The organism is Actinoplanes awajinensis subsp. mycoplanecinus (genome assembly GCF_001509495.1).
Classification (GTDB): domain Bacteria; phylum Actinomycetota; class Actinomycetes; order Mycobacteriales; family Micromonosporaceae; genus Actinoplanes; species Actinoplanes palleronii.
Genome location: NZ_LLZH01000145.1, coordinates 24386 through 40768, shown reverse-complemented (window position 1 = coordinate 40768; position 16383 = coordinate 24386). Strand labels below are relative to the sequence as shown.

The 16383-nt window shown below is 69.9% G+C and carries 14 protein-coding genes; 7 read left to right on the top strand and 7 right to left on the bottom strand.

The window, feature by feature from the left end; genetic code table 11:
* Position 1 precedes the first annotated feature (1 nt).
* The 3 genes from ADL15_RS17805 (at position 2) to ADL15_RS17795 (ending at position 3218) form a co-directional block, all read left to right on the top strand.
* Positions 2-865 (top strand): ABC transporter permease, encoded by an 864-nt coding sequence (locus ADL15_RS17805; RefSeq protein WP_067691931.1) that lies wholly within the window; start codon positions 2-4, stop codon positions 863-865.
* The gene (locus ADL15_RS17800) at positions 862-1668 is read left to right on the top strand and encodes an ABC transporter permease (RefSeq protein ID WP_067691928.1); all 807 of its coding nucleotides are present in this window, start codon (positions 862-864) and stop codon (positions 1666-1668) included. Before ADL15_RS17805 ends, ADL15_RS17800 begins: the two co-directional genes overlap by 4 nt.
* A gap of 167 nt (positions 1669-1835) precedes the next feature.
* Positions 1836-3218 (top strand): aspartate aminotransferase family protein, encoded by a 1383-nt coding sequence (locus ADL15_RS17795; protein ID WP_067691925.1) that lies wholly within the window; start codon positions 1836-1838, stop codon positions 3216-3218.
* A gap of 28 nt (positions 3219-3246) precedes the next feature.
* On the opposite strand, the gene ADL15_RS17790 is transcribed toward ADL15_RS17795, so the two are convergent.
* The gene (locus tag ADL15_RS17790) at positions 3247-3978 is read right to left on the bottom strand and encodes an alpha/beta fold hydrolase (protein ID WP_232344187.1); all 732 of its coding nucleotides are present in this window, start codon (positions 3976-3978) and stop codon (positions 3247-3249) included.
* 154 nt (positions 3979-4132) lie between these two features.
* Between ADL15_RS17790 and ADL15_RS17785 the strand changes: the two genes are divergently transcribed.
* Positions 4133-4528, top strand: coding sequence for a response regulator (locus tag ADL15_RS17785; protein ID WP_067691919.1), 396 nt, complete (start codon positions 4133-4135; stop codon positions 4526-4528).
* Between the two features lie 235 nt (positions 4529-4763).
* Here ADL15_RS17785 and ADL15_RS17780 read toward each other — a convergent pair whose 3' ends face one another.
* The 6 genes from ADL15_RS17780 to ADL15_RS17755 form a co-directional block, all read right to left on the bottom strand.
* A complete protein-coding gene (locus tag ADL15_RS17780; protein WP_067691916.1) occupies positions 4764-5996 on the bottom strand; it encodes an NAD(P)/FAD-dependent oxidoreductase in 1233 nt (410 codons plus the stop codon).
* Between the two features lie 2 nt (positions 5997-5998).
* Entirely contained in the window at positions 5999-6454 is a 456-nt protein-coding gene (locus ADL15_RS17775; RefSeq protein WP_232344186.1) for an Lrp/AsnC family transcriptional regulator, read from the bottom strand.
* Between the two features lie 44 nt (positions 6455-6498).
* Positions 6499-7776, bottom strand: coding sequence for a 4-aminobutyrate--2-oxoglutarate transaminase (gene gabT / locus ADL15_RS17770; RefSeq protein ID WP_067691910.1), 1278 nt, complete (start codon positions 7774-7776; stop codon positions 6499-6501).
* Positions 7776-9212 (bottom strand): gamma-aminobutyraldehyde dehydrogenase, encoded by a 1437-nt coding sequence (locus ADL15_RS17765; RefSeq protein WP_067691907.1) that lies wholly within the window; start codon positions 9210-9212, stop codon positions 7776-7778. The genes gabT and ADL15_RS17765 overlap by 1 nt, the downstream gene beginning before the upstream one ends.
* Positions 9213-9316: 104 nt before the next feature.
* The gene (locus ADL15_RS17760) at positions 9317-10522 is read right to left on the bottom strand and encodes a PP2C family protein-serine/threonine phosphatase (RefSeq protein ID WP_067691904.1); all 1206 of its coding nucleotides are present in this window, start codon (positions 10520-10522) and stop codon (positions 9317-9319) included.
* Positions 10523-10573: 51 nt separating this feature from the next.
* Positions 10574-12955, bottom strand: coding sequence for a glycoside hydrolase family 3 N-terminal domain-containing protein (locus ADL15_RS17755; RefSeq protein WP_067691901.1), 2382 nt, complete (start codon positions 12953-12955; stop codon positions 10574-10576).
* A gap of 271 nt (positions 12956-13226) precedes the next feature.
* Between ADL15_RS17755 and ADL15_RS17750 the strand changes: the two genes are divergently transcribed.
* The 3 genes from ADL15_RS17750 (at position 13227) to ADL15_RS17740 (ending at position 16380) form a co-directional block, all read left to right on the top strand.
* On the top strand, positions 13227-14555 hold the full coding sequence (locus ADL15_RS17750; protein WP_067691897.1) for an extracellular solute-binding protein: 1329 nt from the start codon (positions 13227-13229) through the stop codon (positions 14553-14555).
* A 74-nt stretch (positions 14556-14629) separates the two neighbouring features.
* Positions 14630-15478, top strand: a complete 849-nt coding sequence (locus tag ADL15_RS17745; protein WP_067691894.1) for a carbohydrate ABC transporter permease — start codon at positions 14630-14632, stop codon at positions 15476-15478.
* A gap of 2 nt (positions 15479-15480) precedes the next feature.
* Complete coding sequence (locus ADL15_RS17740) at positions 15481-16380, top strand: carbohydrate ABC transporter permease (protein WP_198170846.1); 900 nt, start codon at positions 15481-15483, stop codon at positions 16378-16380.
* Positions 16381-16383: the final 3 nt, after the last annotated feature.

Sequence of the window (16383 nt, the reverse complement as noted above, 5' to 3'; positions counted from 1 at the left end):
GATGAATCGGGTAAAACGTACACTCGCGCCCTACCTGCTCGTGCTACCCGGCGGGTTGTGGCTGCTGTTGTTCTTCGTGGTGCCGATGGTGACCATGCTGTCGCTGTCGCTGCAGCAGGGCGACGTCGTCAACGGGTACCGCTTCACCGGTCATTGGCAGAACTACGTGGATGCCGTGACCGACTACCGGACCCAGATGATCCGCTCGCTGGTGTACGGGCTCGTCACGACGGTGGTGCTGGTCGTGATGAGCTTCCCGATCGCCTACTGGATCGCCTTCTACGGCGGCAAACGCAAGTCCACCTACCTGTTCCTGCTGCTGCTGCCGTTCTTCGTGTCGTTCGTGCTGCGGACGATCTCGTGGCGGCAGATCCTCACCGACGACGGGATGCTGCTGCATCCGCTGAAGGAGGCCGGGCTGCTCTCGCCCGGCTTCCACATCCTCGGCACGTCGTACGCGGTGATCGGCGGCCTGGTCTACAACTTCCTCCCGTTCATGGTGCTGCCGATCTACGTGGCCCTGGAGCGGATCGACTCACGGGTCATCGAGGCGGCGCAGGACCTGTACGCGGTGCCCGCCACCGTGTTCCGCAAGGTGGTCTTCCCGCTCGCGCTGCCCGGTGTCTTCGCCGGTGTGCTGATGACGTTCGTGCCGGCGAGTTCGGACTACGTCAACTCGGCGGTGCTGGGCAGCTCCTCGACCACCATGATCGGTCAGGTCGTCCAGGCGCAGGCGCTGGCCAACTCCAACTACCCGATGGCCTCCGCGATCTCGTTCACGCTGATGGCGGTGCTGCTGGCCGGCATCTTCGTCTACGCGCGGCTGCTCGGCACCGAGGACGTCATGAAGGCGGCGGCGCGATGACCAAGACCCGTCGTTTCCGGTTCGGCGGCGAGCAGGTGATGTTCGCCTACACCTGGCTGATCATCCTCTGGCTGGTGGCGCCGATCCTCATCATGATCGCGTTCGGGTTCAACAACCCGCACGGCCGGTACAACCAGACCTGGCAGGGCTTCACCTTCAAGTGGTACTCCCAGGTCTTCGGGATCAGTGACCTCACCAAGGCACTGATCACCTCGCTGGTGATCGCGGTGGTCAGCTCGGTGATCTCCGGCGCGCTGGGCACCGGGATCGGCTACGCGCTGGGCCGCTGGCGGTTCCGCGGCTCGAGCACGCTGAACTTCATCATGTTCACCACGATCTCCTCGCCTGAGCTGATCATGGGCATCTCGCTGCTCACCCTGTTCGTCACGCTGGGCGCCGGGCTGGGCGCGACCACGATCACCATCGCCCACGTGATGTTCTCGGTGTCGTTCGTCGCCACCGTGGTCCGGGCCCGGGTGGTCACCCTGGACCGGTCGATCGAGGAGGCCGCGTCCGACCTGGGCGCCGGTCCGTGGACGACGTTCTGGAAGATCACCTTCCCGATCATCATGCCGGCCGTGATGTCCGGTGTGCTGCTGGCGTTCGTGCTGTCGATCGACGACTTCGTGGTCACCAACTTCACCGCGGGCACCACGGTGACCTTCCCGTTGTGGATCTGGGGCGCCACCCGGGTCGGCCTGCCACCGCAGGTCAACGTGATGGGCACGCTGATCTTCGCGGCCGGCCTGCTGATCGCCGTGATCGCCAACCTGCGCTCCCGCGCCAAGGCCAAGCGGGACTGATCGTCCTCAGCGGAAAGGCGCCGGTCACGAACGTGGTGACCGGCGCCTTCGGCATGCTGAGGAATTCCCGGAAATAGTACGGAAATAGTTGCTCTTGGTCTTGTGCACGACGGATTCCGTGGGCAGGATCAGGGTTAACAGTAGGAACTAGTGGCAACGGAGAAATCGTGACCGACCGACAGCCCGATGACGTGGACACCCTCTCCGCGACCGCCCGTGACCACCTGTGGATGCACTTCACCCGCCTCTCGGCGTACCAGGACGCGCCGGTGCCGGTGATCACCCGCGGCGACGGCTGCTACGTCTGGGACTCGGCCGGCCGCCGCTACCTCGACGGTCTCTCCGCCCTGTTCGTCGTGCAGACCGGCCACGGCCGGCAGGAGCTCGCCGACGCCGCCGCCAAGCAGGCCGCCGAGCTGGCGTACTTCCCGATCTGGTCGTACGCGCACCCGAAGGCGATCGAGCTGGCCGGCCGGCTGGCCGGCATGGCGCCCGGTGACCTGAACCGGATCTTCTTCACCACCGGCGGCTCCGAGGCCGTCGAGTCGGCGTGGAAGCTGGCCCGGTCGTTCTACCGGCACACCGGCAAGCCGCTGAAGACCAAGGTGATCTCCCGGGCCATCGCGTACCACGGCACCTCGATGGGCGCCCTGTCGATCACCGGCATCCCGGCGCTCAAGCAGGACTTCGAGCCGCTGGTGCCGAGCACGCTGCGGGTGCCGAACACGAACTTCTACCGCCGTCCCGACCAGAACATGACGCCCGAGCAGTTCGGCGTCTGGGCCGCCGACCGGATCGCCGAGGCGATCGAGTTCGAGGGCCCGGACACCGTCGCCGCGGTCTACCTGGAGCCGGTGCAGAACGCCGGCGGCTGCTTCCCGCCGCCGCCCGGGTACTTCCAGCGGGTCCGGGAGATCTGCGACCGGTACGACGTGCTGCTCGTCTCGGACGAGGTGATCTGCGCGTTCGGCCGGCTCGGCGAGTACTTCGGCGCCGACAAGTACGGCTACCAGCCCGACATCATCACCGTCGCCAAGGGCCTGACCTCCGGGTACGTACCGCTCGGCGCGATGATCGCCTCCGACCGGCTGGCCGAGCCGTTCCTGAAGGGCTCGAACTGGTTCGCGCACGGCATCACCTACGGCGGCCACCCGGTCGGCTCCGCGGTAGCGCTGACCAACCTCGACATCATGGAGCGCGAGGGCCTCAACCGACACGTGACGGAGAACAGCCCGCTCTTCCGGTCGTACCTGGAGCGGCTGCTCGACCTGCCGATCGTCGGCGACGTCCGCGGCGACGGCTACTTCTTCGGCATCGAGCTGGTCAAGGACAAGGCCACCCGGGAGACGTTCAACGCCGACGAGTCGGAGCGGCTGCTGCGCGGTTTCCTCTCCAGCGCGCTGTTCGAGGCCGGCCTGTACTGCCGTGCCGACGACCGCGGCGACCCGGTGATCCAGCTCGCGCCGCCGCTGACCGCGACCGAGACCCAGTTCATCGAGATCGAGCAGATCCTGCGGTCGGTGCTGACCAAGGCCGGCACCCTGCTCTGACGCAGGCTCCTGACCCGGGTGAGGCCGGTCAGGTCGCCGACGTGCGATCCAGGTGGCCGCCGGCCTTGCTCAGCTCCTCCGGGTCGACCCGGACCGGCCGGGCCGTGCCGGCGGCCGTGTGCACCGCGCGGATCGCGTAGGCCACCAGGTCGGGCGCCGTGCTGGGGATCCGGTGCCCGGAGTCGTCCGCGACGATCAGCGGCGCGCCGAGCTCCCGGGCCAGGATCCGCTGGCTGGTCAGCCAGAGCTCCTCGACCCCGGCGGGCAGGTCGGCGGTCGTCGGGTGGACCGGGCTGCGGGTCAGCACCAGCGCGGGCACCGGCGGCGTCGTGGCGGTGAGCACCTCCACCTGGCCGGTGACGGTGTCCAGCTCGGAGGCGTCCGGGCCGTCCCCGTCCACCGTCGTCTCGTCCGTCGGCCAGAGGCGCAGCTGCGGGATCGAGCCGTCGACGTGCACCAGCCCGGCCACCCGGTGCGGGTGCCGGCCGGCGTAGACCCGGGCCACCAGGCTGCCGATCGAGTGCGCGACCAGGATCGCCGGTCCGGTCACCCGCCGTTCGTCGAGCTCCTCGGCCAGCTCGTCGGCGAGCACGCTGTACGGCAGTGGGGCGCGTGGCGCCGGCCGTGGTGGGGCGGCGCCGGTGCCTGGCCGGTCGTAGGTGACGGTGGTCAGGTCCCCCAGGTGTTCCAGGACGGGTGACCAGTTCTGTCCGGGTTCACCGAGGGCAGCTATGAACACAATGGGTAGTTGAAGCGTCACCTGATCGAGAGTATCGACGGTTGTCGAGATCCGCGCGCCGGCGGGAGAGTTTCCTCGCGGGGCGATGTTACTGACGGGTCACCGCCCCGTTGATCGACACTGGTAATTGTCGTAAAACGTCCCGGAGCGCCCCTCGGTGGCGCATGCTGACGGCATGGCCGTACTGCTTATCGCCGAGGACGACGAGGACATCGCCACTGTCCTGGCCCGGGTGTGCAAGCGGGCCGGCCTGACCGTGCTGCGCGCGCCGGACGGGCAGGCCGCCCTCGAGATGATCCTGGAGAAGCATCCGGACGCCCTGCTCACCGACCTGGGCATGCCCCGGATGGACGGCTGGGAGCTGATCCGCGCGGTCCGCGCCCACCCCGAGGTGGGCCAGATCCCGGTGGCCATCCTGACCGGCCAGCTCACCCCGGGCGACCCGCGCGCGGCCGAGGCCGAGGTCTGCACCGTTCTGCTCAAGCCGTGCCCGAACGATCAGCTGCTGGCCGCCATCCAGGAGATGCTCGACAACGGCCCGCACCAGCACGACCAGCACTGCGCCGTCTAACCGGCCGCCCCGGTGCGCGTCTCCCGCCGGCTCACCGCTCCGGCTGGTGCTCAGGGTTGTCTCGCGGGGGTTGAGGCAGCCCTCAGCGCCAGCCGGGATCGGTGGGCGCACCACGGTCCGGAGGGGGCCGCAGTGTCGCGCGAGACCACCAGTGAGCGTGGCTCGTAGCCTGCGGACGTGCGCTCCGTAGTCGTACCGAATAGGCGCGGTCGGAAGTCCGGGTGACCGGGAGTGGTCAGCGGTCCAGAGCGTCCAGCAGGGCGGTTCCGTGCAAGCCGCCGTTGATGCCGAGCCAGCGGGCCGGCTCCGGTTCCCAGCGGCGGGAGCGGTGGCCGACCCAGGGGAGGGCGGTCAGCTCGGACTCGCGGCCCAGGATCAGGTCGGTGAGGGTACGGCCGGCCAGGTTGGTCGCCGCGACGCCGTCGCCGACGTAGCCGCCGGCCCAGGCCACGCCGTCGCGCAGGCCGACGCTGGGCATCCAGTCGCGGGGGATGCCGAGCGGGCCGCCCCAGCGGGCCGCGACCGGGACGTCGATCCCGAACAGCTCCTTGACGGTGTGCCGCAGCTTGCCGAAGACCGCCGGCACCCGGTCGAACTCCGGGCGGACCCGGGACCCGAAGTGGTAAGGCGCGCCCCGGCCGCCGAACGCCAGCCGGTCGTCGGCGGTCCGCTGGCCGTAAATGATCATCCGGCGCTCGTCGCTGAACGTCTCCCGCCGGCGCAGCCCGATTCGGTCCCAGACCTCGGCCGGCAGCGGCTCGGTGGCGATCATCAGGGAGTAGACCGGTGCCAGCTCGCGGCGGTGCCCGGCCAGCTCGGCGGTGTAGCCCTCGAGCGCCCGGACCACCGTGCCGGCCCGCACCGTGCCGTGCTCGGTGACCACCTCGCCGCGGCGCAGCGACCGCACCCTGGTGCCCTCGTGGATGGTCACGCCGAGCTGCTCGACCGCCGCGGCCAGGCCACGGACGAGTTTGGCCGGGTGCAGCGCGGCGCAGTGCTCGCTGTAGACGCCGCCGAGCACCCCGGAGGCGTTGCAGATCGCCCGGGCCGCGTCGGCGTCCAGCGCGTCCTGCGGGGCGCGCCGCAGCTGGCCGGGCGTCCGGATCAGCGAGATCACCCCGCCCTTGGCGTAGTCGCACTCGATGCCGGTGCGCCCGATCTCGTCGACCGCGTCGGCCAGCGCGGTGTGCATGGCCTTGGCCGCGGTGGCGCCGAACGTGCGGGCCAGCTTGGCCTCGGAGACCGGGAACAGCCCGGACGCCCAGCCGCCGTTGCGGCCGGACGCGCCGAACCCGCAGAACTCCGCCTCGAGGATCACGATGCGCAGCGTGGGATCTGCCTTGGCCAGGTAGTACGCCGTCCAGAGGCCGGTGAAGCCGCCGCCCGCGATCGCGACGTCGGCATCCCGGTCACCGGGCAGCGGGGACCGCCGCTCGATCGGACCGAGCGATTCCAGCCAGAAGCTCATGGTTACCTGGTTCCCCACGCATACGTTTGTTTGGCGAGCTTGAGGTACATGAAGGTGTCGACGGCGGCGACGCCCTCGATCACCCGTACCTTCTCGTTGAGCAGGTCGAGCAGGTGTTCGTCGTCGGTGCAGACCAGCTCGACCAGCAGGTCGTACCGTCCGGCGCAGATCACCACGTAGTCCACCTCGGGGATCGAGGCGAGCTTGTCGGCGATCTCCCGGAGGTCGCCGTTCACCCGCAGGCCCACCATGGCCTGCCGGGCGAAACCCAGGGTGAGCGGGTCGGTCACCGCAACGATCTGCATCAGGCCGTTGTCCAGGAGCCGCTGTACGCGCTGGCGCACCGCGGCTTCCGAGAGCCCGATCGTCTTCGCCAGGGTGGCGTACGACATCCGCCCGTCCTGCTGTAGATGATCGATGATCTGCTTGTTGATCTCGTCCAGGGCCACGTCGCTCACGGCGCGATTCTTCCCTGTGGGGACATGGTCCGGCAAAGAACGTCCTAGTTGTCCCGAAGTGCGATGGTCAGGAGGTCGAGTCCGCGGCGCAGTTGTTCGTCCGGGATGACCAGCGGCGGCAGGAACCGGAGCACGTTGCCGTAGGTGCCGCAGGTCAGCGTGAGCAGCCCGGCCTCGTGGCAGGCCTTCGACACCGCCGCGGTGCGTGCCGCGTCGGGCTCGATGGTGCCCGGCTTCACCAGCTCGATGGCGATCATCGCGCCCCGGCCGCGGATCTCGGCGATGCCGTCGTCCGTCCCGGCGATCTCGCTGAGAGCCGTTGTCAAGATCGACTCGATGTGTCTCGCGGCCGCGTCGAGGTCCAGCTCGCGCATGGTCTCGATGGCGGCGAGGGCGGCGGCACAGGCCACCGGGTTCCCGCCGTACGTGCCGCCCAGCCCGCCGGCGTGCACCGCGTCCATCAGCTCGGCCCGGCCGACCACGGCGGCGATCGGCAGCCCGCCGCCCATCCCCTTGGCCGTGGTGATCAGGTCGGGCTCCAGGCCCTCGTGCTCGCTGGCGAACCACTGGCCGGTGCGGCAGAACCCGGTCTGGATCTCGTCGGCGATGAACACCGCGCCGGCCTCGGACGCCCATGCCGCGATCGCCGGCAGGAAGCCCGGCGCCGGCACCACGAAGCCGCCCTCACCCTGGATCGGCTCGATCAGCACGGCCGCCACGTTGCTCGCGCCGACCTGCTTCTCGATCACGTCGATCGCCCGGCGGGCCGCCTCGGCGCCGTCCAGCCCGCCGTCGCGCAGCGGGTACGACATCGGCGCCCGGTACACCTCCGGCGCGAACGGACCGAACCGGTGCTTGTACGGCATGTTCTTCGCGGTCAGCGCCATGGTCAGGTTGGTCCGGCCGTGGTACGCGTGGTCGAACACCACCACCGCCTGCCGCCCGGTGGCGTGCCGCGCGATCTTGACGGCGTTCTCCACCGCCTCGGCGCCCGAGTTGAACAGCGCCGCCCGCTTCTCGAACGAGCCCGGGGTCAGGTCGACCAGCTGCTCGCAGACCGCCACGTACGACTCGTACGGCGCGACCATGAAGCAGGTGTGGGTGAACCGTTCCACCTGGGCACGGACCGCCTCGACCACCCGGGGCGCCGCGTTGCCGACGTTGGTGACCGCGATACCGGAGGCGAAGTCGATCCACTCCCGCCCGTCGACGTCGGTCAGCGTGCCGCCGCCGGCGTGGTCGACGTACGCGGAGATCGTGGACCCCACGCCGCGGGCCACCACGGCGAGCCGCCGCTTGTGCAGCTCCTCGGAGGAGGTCATCAGGCCCCCACGTGGTGCATGACGTGCTTGATCCGGGTGTAGTCCTCGAGGCCGTACACCGAGAGGTCCTTGCCGTGCCCGGAGTGCTTGAAACCGCCGTGCGGCATCTCGGCCACGAGGGGGATGTGGCAGTTGACCCAGACGCAGCCGAAGTCGAGCCGCTGGGTCATCCGCATCGCGCGCCCGTGGTCCTTGGTCCACACGCTGGAGGCGAGGGCGTAGTCGACGCCGTTGGCGTAGCGCACCGCCTCGTCCTCGTCGGTGAACTGCTGCACCGTGATGACCGGGCCGAACACCTCGTTCTGGATGATCTCGTCGTCCTGGCGCAGCCCGGCCACCACGGTCGGTGACCAGAAGAAGCCGCGGTCGCCGACCCGGGCGCCACCCGCCTCGAGCGAGGCGTGGTCGGGCAGCCGGTCGATGAAACCGGAGACCCGGGCCAGCTGGCCGGCGTTGTTGACCGGGCCGTAGAGCACGTCCTCGTCGTCCGGCTGACCGGTTTTGATCCCACGGGCCTGCGCCGCGAGGGCGGCCACGAAGTCCTTGTAGACGGCCGGGGCGACGAGCACCCGGGTGGCCGCGGTGCAGTCCTGGCCGGCGTTGAAGTAGCCCGCCTCGGCGATCGCGGCGGCCGCCGCCTCGATGTCGGCGTCCTCGAAGACCACGACCGGGGCCTTGCCGCCCAGCTCCAGGTGGGTGCGCTTGAGGTCGGCGGCGGCCGAGCCGGCCACCTCCATGCCGGCCCGCACCGAGCCGGTGATCGACACCATCTGCGGGGTCTTGTGCTCGACCAGCGCACGGCCGGTGCCGCGGTCGCCGAGCACCACGTTGAACGCGCCGGCCGGCAGGAACTCGGCGGCGATCTCGGCCAGCAGCACGCTGGTCACCGGGGTGGTGTCGGACGGCTTGAGCACCACGGTGTTACCCGCGGCCAGCGCCGGAGCGATCTTCCAGACCGCCATCATGAGCGGGTAGTTCCACGGCGTGACCTGGGCGCAGACCCCGACCGGCTCGCGCCGCACGTAGCTCTCGTAGCCGTTCAGGTACTGCCCGGCGGAGCGGCCCTCGATCAGCCGGGCAGCACCGGCGAAGAACCGGATCTGGTCGACCGCGGGCGGCAGCTCCTCGCTGGCGGTCAGGCCGAGCGGTTTGCCGGTGTTCTGCGACTCGGCGGCGACGAGTTCGTCGGCCCGGGCCTCGACCGCGTCGGCGAACTTCAGCAGCGCGCGCTGCCGGTCGCTCGGCGTGGTGTTGCGCCACTGGTCGAATGCCGTGGCGGCCGCCGTCATCGCACGGTCCACGTCCTCGGCGCCGGAGACCGGGGCGGACGCGAACACCTCGCCGCTGGACGGGTCGATCAGGTCCGCGTACCGGCCCTCGGCGGGCGCGACCGCGGCGCCACCGACGAAATTGTGCAGAACCTGCTTGGCGGTCATCCGGCCTCCAACTGTGGTATCAGTGCATGCGGCCCCATCTTTTCCGCTGAATCCGTGGCGGACAAGGGGGTGCAGACATTTTTCCGTGTTACGAGTGTGTGTGCTTACGCGTGCCGGCGGACCGCGAGCACGGCCACGTCGTCGCCGGGTGGCTCGGCGCCGGCCGTGGTCATCACCGTGGTGCAGACCGTCTCCGCATTGTCCGCCCTGACCAGGCCGACCAGGCGCCGCAATCCGGTATCGATCACCTGATCCCGGCGTTCCACGAGACCGTCGGTGTAGCAGAGCAGCAGCGCGCCGGGCGGGAACTCCAGGACGCTGCTGCGCCGTTTCGTGGCCGGCCGGCCGATGCCGAGCGGCGGGTCGACCGGCACGGCGGCCAGCCGGGCCGGGCCGTCCGGGTGGGCCAGCACCGGGCGCGGGTGGCCGGCCGAGGAGACCAGGATCCGGTCCCGGTCCGGGCTGATCATGGCGTACAGGGCGGTGGTCAGGCTGCCCGCCTCGAAGTGGTGCACCTTGCGGTTCAGCAGGGTGAGCGCCTCGGCCGGGCCGTCGCAGATCAGCGCGTAGGCCCGGAGCGCGCTGCGGACCCGGCCCATCACCACGGCCGAGGCCAGGCCGTGCCCGGAGACGTCGCCGATCACGATGCCCAGCCAGCCGGAGGGCAGGGTGAACACGTCGTACCAGTCGCCGCCGATGCCGAACGCGTGCCCGGGGACGTACCGCGCGGCCAGCTCGACGCCGGGGATCTCCGGCAGCCGGGCCGGCAGCAGGCTGCGCTGCACGGCCAGGGCCGCCGTCTGGTCCAGCTTGTCGGCCCGGATCCGGCCGGCCGCTCCGGCCCGGTCCGCGACGAGTTCCAGCAGGCGTACGTCGTCGGCGCCGAAGCGGCGCGGGTTCAGCGTCCCCACGTGCAGCACGCCGACCAGGTCGGTGCCGACCATCATCGGTACGCCGAGCAGCGACCGGATCCCCTTCTGCAGCAGGATCGGGTTGACCACGTCTTCCGGGGTGACGTCGGCCAGCCGGACCGGGCGCCGGAGCGCGGCGACCCGCCCGGCGAAACCGGTGCCGACGGCGACCCGGAACCCGGCCCGGACCTCGTCCTCGAGCCCCTTGGCCGCGGTGGCGACGAGCTGCTGGGCGTGCTCGTCGAGAAGCAGTATCGCCGCGGTGTCCACGTCCAGGAGGTCCCGGACCCGGTCGAGCAACTCGTCGAGCAGGTCCGAGACGTCCAGACGGGAGAGTGCCGCATCGGTGACGGCTTCGAACCGGCGGAGCCGCTCGTCGTCCTTGATGCGTCGGGGCACCGGTTCAGCCTAGTGTCGGTTCCGCAGGCGAGCGGTGACCGCCGGTCACGATTAGCGGGTGCGCACCTCCACCGGAGTGACCAGCCGGCGCTCCGGACCGGCCTCGCGGACCGGGCCGGTGAGCCGGACGGAGGCCGTGCACGGCAGGTCCCCGGCCGAGGTGCCGACGAGGATCCGCAGGTCACCGGGCTCCACCACGCGCCGCAAGTCGCGGCCGACGAACGCGGTCCGGTCGGTGTGCACCCGGAACGTCACGTCGGCTTCCGCGCCGGCGGCCAGCGCGATGCGATGGAAACCGGACAGTTGGCGCACCGGACGGGTGACCTGGGCGACCGGGTCGGCCAGGTAGAGCTGCACCACCTCGGCGCCTTCGCGCTCGCCGGTGTTGCGCACCCGTACGGTCACCGCGAACTCCCCGTCGGTCGGCACCGTCTCCGCGTCCACCCGCAGCTCGTCCACCGCGAACGTGGTGTACGACCGCCCGTGCCCGAACGGGTAGAGCGGTGTCGGGTCGAGGTTGCTCACCCCGCTGTGCGTGGCGCCCAGGATCGGCTGCAGGTACGTGCCCGGCTGCCCGCCCGGGTGCCGCGGGATCTGCACCGGCAGCTTCCCGGTCGGCTGGATCCGCCCGCTGAGCACCCCGGCGATGGCGTGCCCGCCGGCCTGACCGGGCATGAACGCCTGGACCAGCCCGGCGACCCGGCCGTCCAGCGCGCCCAGCGCGTACGGCCGGCCGGAGACCACCACCACCACGACCGGGGTGCCGGTGGCCAGCAGCTCCTCGATCAGCTCGGCCTGCACGCCGGGCAGCCGCAGGTCCTCGGCGTCGCAGCCCTCGCCGGAGGTGCCCTTGCCGAACAGGCCGGCCAGGTCGCCGACGAACACCACGGCCAGGTTTGCGTCCCGGGCGTTGCCGACCGCCTCGGCGAAACCGGTGCGGTCGTCGCCGTTCACGTCGCACCCTCGGGAGTACGTGATCTCGTTGGCCGGGAACTCCGCGCGCAGCCCGTCGACCGCGGTGGGGATGTCCAGCCCGAGGCCGAGCTGGGGGTAGCGGGGGAGCACATGGTTGGGGAAGGCGTAGCAGCCGAGGAAGGTGCGGGCGTCGTCGGCGCACGGGCCGATCGCGGCGATCCGGAACGGCTCGGTGATCGGCAGCGCGGTACCGGTCTCCAGCAGCACGATCGAGCGCTCGGCCAGGTCGATCGCGATCTGCTGGTTCTCCGGCGCGTTCAGGTCGGTCAGCGGCGCGGCGAGCACCGACGCCTCCGGGGTCCAGCCCTCGTCGAGCAGGCCGAGCTCGGCCTTCTGGGTGAGCAGCCGGCGGGCCGCGCGGTCGACGTACGCCTCCGGCACCTCGCCCCGGCGCACCCGCTCGATCAGCCCGGCGCCGAACCCGATGGTGTCCGGCAGCTCCACGTCGATGCCGGCCACCAGGGCCTGCGCGCCGGCGTCGGTGTTGTCCTCGGCGACACCGTGCATGGTGGCCAGGAACGGGACCGCCCAGTAGTCCGAGACGACGGTGCCGGTGAATCCCCACTCGTCCCGCAGCACCTCGGTGAGCAGCCAGGAGTCCGCGCCGGCCGGGACGCCGTCGACGTCGGAGTAGGAGTTCATCACCGACCCGACCCCGCCGCCGCCCCGGCTGACGTCGGCGACCGCGGTCTCGAACGGCGGGAAGATCAGCTCGATCAGCTCGCGGCGGCCCATCGGCACCGGGCCGTGGTTGCGCGCGCCGCGCGAGGCGGAGTAGCCGGCGAAGTGCTTGAGGGTGGCGATCACCCCGGAGCTCTGCAGCCCCCGCACGTACGCCGAGCCGAGCATCGAGACCAGGTACGGGTCCTCGCCGATGGTCTCCTCGACCCGTCCCCACCGGTAGTCGCGGACCACGTCGAGCACCGGGGACAGGCCCTGGTGCACGCCGAGCGCGGCCATGTCCCGGCCGATCGCGGCGGACATCCGCTCGATCAGTTCCGGGTCGAAGGTGGCGCCCCAGGCGAGTGCGGCCGGATAGACGGTGGCGCCGAACGCGGTGAACCCGGTCAGGCACTCCTCGTGGACCAGGGCCGGGATGCCGAGCCGGCTGCCCATCACGATCTGCTGCTGGCGGATCAGTTCGGTGGCGCCCTCCGCGGGGGTGAGCGGCACGCTGCCGTACACCCGGGTCAGGTGGCCGAGGCCGTGCCGGGCGGCGTCCTCGAGCGCGACGCTGCCGCCGGCCGCGAAGACGTCCTGCATCGGGGCGACGTTGTGCTGCTCCTCCGGGTCGTACCCGTCGTCCTCGCCGGTGTCGCCCATGTCGTTGCCGACCCAGCGGCTGCCGAGCTGTGCGACCTTCTCCTCGAGGGTCATCTCGGCGAGCAGCGCTTCGACCCGGTCGGCTACCGGCAATGCCGGGTTACGCCATGGTTGGGTCACCTGTTCAGTAGTCAACGTTTCCTCCGGGGGTCCCCCCGAAACTTTCGGGGGCCTTGGCGTGCGCGCCGACGTTCTGAAAATGCCTGCCGACGCTGCCTACTCTCGCGCTCCGGGCACGGTTACGGCAAGGGTCTTGACACCTGTCACAGCGAAACCCTACGTTAACGAAACCTCGCGTTAATTTGCGGCTGTCACTCGAAAGTTCCGGAACTCGGTGACCGCCGTCGCCATCGCTAAATCACCCACCGCGCTTCGGCGCGGCTTGCTTCGAGTACGGAGAATAAGCGTGAAGCGCAGGAATTTTCTGAGTCTCTCCGCGGGTGCCGCCGCGGCCACCGGTCTCGCCGCGTGCGGCAAGTCGGGCCCCGGCGACTCCTCCAGCGGTGGCGGTTCCGGTGACAAGGACGCCGCCGGTTACTGGTTCCTCAGCGGCCCGCCCGGAGAGCCGATCCGGCAGGGTGCGGTCGATCGGTTCAACAAGGCCAACTCGGCCAACCAGATCAAGGTCACCGCGATCCAGAACGACGCCTACAAGGACAAGCTGAAGACCTCGCTCGGCGCCGGCCAGGCCCCCAGCATCATCTGGGGCTGGGGCGGCGGCGGCCTGAAGAGCTACGTCGACGCCGGCCAGGTCGACGACCTGACCGACTGGTTCGGTCAGAACGCCGCCGTCAAGGACCGTCTGTTCAAGGCGTCCTTCGGCCCGGCCACGATCGACAAGAAGATCTACGCGATGCCGTGCGAGACCGTGCAGCCGATCGTGATGCTCTACAACAAGGAAGCCTTCGAGAAGGCCGGTGTGGCGGCCCCGCCGCAGACCTGGGCCGAGCTGATGAGCATCCTGCCCAAGTTCAACGAGAAGGGCATCGCGCCGTTCTCGCTCGGCGGGCAGTCCCGCTGGACGAACATGATGTGGCTGGAGTTCCTCTTCGACCGGATCGGTGGCCCCGAGGTGATGGACGCCGTCTACGGCGGCCAGAAGGACGCCTGGAACAACCCGGCCGCGATCGACGCCCTGACCAAGACCCAGGAACTGGTCAACGCGAAGGGCTTCATCAAGGGCTTCTCGTCGATCACCGCCGACTCGAACGCCGACCAGGCGCTGCTCTACCGCGGCAAGGCGGCCATGGAGCTGCACGGCAGCTGGTCCTACGGCATCATCAAGGCCGAGGGCGGCAACTTCATCAAGGACGGCAAGCTCGGCTTCTTCAACTTCCCGGCGGTCGACGGCGGCAAGGGCGACCCGACGAACACGTACGGGAACGCCGGCCAGTACCTGTCGATCTACTCGAAGGCCTCCGAGCACCAGAAGGAGACCGCGAAGAAGTTCTTCACCAGCCTGCTCGACGACACCGAGCAGGAGGGCTGGATCCAGACCGGCGGTGTGCCGATCGTGCAGGACGCGAAGGCCAAGCTGGCCGCCTCGCCGGACGCCGAGTTCCTGAACTTCGTCTTCGACGTCTCCTCCAAGGCCGCCGCGTTCGGTCAGTCCTGGGACCAGGCGCTGAGCCCGTCGTCCGCCGAGACGCTGCTGGACAACATCGCCAAGCTGTTCCAGTTGCAGGTGACGCCGCAGCAGTTCGCCACCAACATGAACGCGGTCATCGGCAAATGACGATCGCACCGCCTGTCGTGCGGACCGCTCCCTCCACCGCTTCCCGCGGTGGGGGGAGCGGTTCCGTCTCCTGGATGGCGTGGCCGGCGCTCGTGGCATTCACGATCTTCGGGATCCTGCCGCTCTTCGGCGTGCTGGCACTCAGCTTCACGTCGTGGAACGGCATCAGCCCGGAGCTCAGCCTGACCGGGCTGGACAGCTGGAAGACCGTGCTCAGCGACCCCGGCCTGCCGCACGCGATCTGGGTGACCTTCCTGATCATGGCGCTCTCCTGGCTGGCGCAGACCCCGCTCTCGATCCTGCTCGGCGTCTTCATCGCCGCGCACAAGCGGTACCGCACGGTCCTCGCGGTGCTCTTCTTCATCCCGCTGCTGCTCAGCCAGGCCGCCATCGCGATCACCTACAAGATGCTGCTGGACCCGAACTTCGGCCTCGGCGCCAGCCTCGGCGTCGAGTTCCTCCAGCAGGACTGGCTCGGCGACAGCACCCTCGCGGTCGGCGTGGTGATCTTCGTGGTGTCCTGGCAGTGGATCCCGTTCCACTCGCTGATCTACCAGGGTGGCATCCGGCAGATCCCGGCCTCGATGTACGAGGCCGCCGAGATCGACGGCGCCGGCCGGATCCGGCAGTTCTTCAGCATCACGCTGCCGCAGCTGAAGTACACGATCATCACATCGTCGACGCTGATGGTGGTCGGCTCGCTGACCTTCTTCGACCTGATCTGGGTGCTCACCGCGGGTGGCCCCGGTGACGCGACCCGCGCGCTCGCGGTCGACATGTACGTGACCGGATTCAGGTCCAACCTGATGGGCCCGGCGAGCGCGATCGCTGTCATCCTGGTCCTGGTGGGCCTGGGTCTGGCTCTGCTGCTGCGCCGGCTCGGTGGCCGCGACGCGTCGCAGAGTCAGCTGGAAGGAGCCTGATCATGACCACTGTGCTCGACACCCGGGCGCCCGGCCGATCGGCCAAGGTGTCGCCGCCCTCGGGCAGCCGGCGTTCCAAGCTGTCCCAGCTCAACTGGGCCGGCGGCCTGGCCGGCTGGCTCTGGCTGCTGATCGTGGTGATCCCGATCTACTGGATCGTGATCACCAGTTTCAAGGCGCAGGCCGACTACTACGGGACCAACCCGCTCGCACCGCCGGTCAGCCCCACGCTGGAGAACTACCGGTTCGTGCTGGAGAACCACTTCGTCCGGTACTTCTTCAACAGCGTGATCGTCACGCTCGGCTCGATCATCCCGGCCGTCGCGGTGTCCTTCATGGCCGCGTACGCGATCGTCCGGGGCAGCGCGGTGAGCCGGTTCCTGCGCACCGCGAATGCGATCTTCCTGCTCGGGCTGGCGATCCCGCTGCAGGCGGTGATCATCCCGGTCTATCTGATCATCATCAAGCTGGAGATGTACGACACGCTCGGGGCGATCATCCTGCCGTCGATCGCGTTCGCCATCCCGCTCTCCGTGCTGGTGCTCTCCAACTTCATCCGTGACGTGCCGAAGGAGCTCTTCGAGTCGATGCGGATGGACGGCGCCACCGAGTGGGGCACGCTGTGGCGGCTGGCGCTGCCACTGACCCGGCCGGCGCTGGTGACCGTCACGATCTACCAGGGCCTGCAGGTGTGGAACGGCTTCCTGCTGCCGCTGATCCTGACCCAGAGCCCGGAGCAGCGCACCCTGCCGCTCGCGCTGGCGAGTTTCCAGGGGCAGTACAGCGTCAACATCCCGGCCGTGCTGGCCTCGGTGGTGCTGACCACCCTGCCGATCCTGACGCTCTACATCATCGGCCGCCGTCAGCTGCTCAGCGGTCTGACCGCCGGCTTCGGCAAGTAGGCC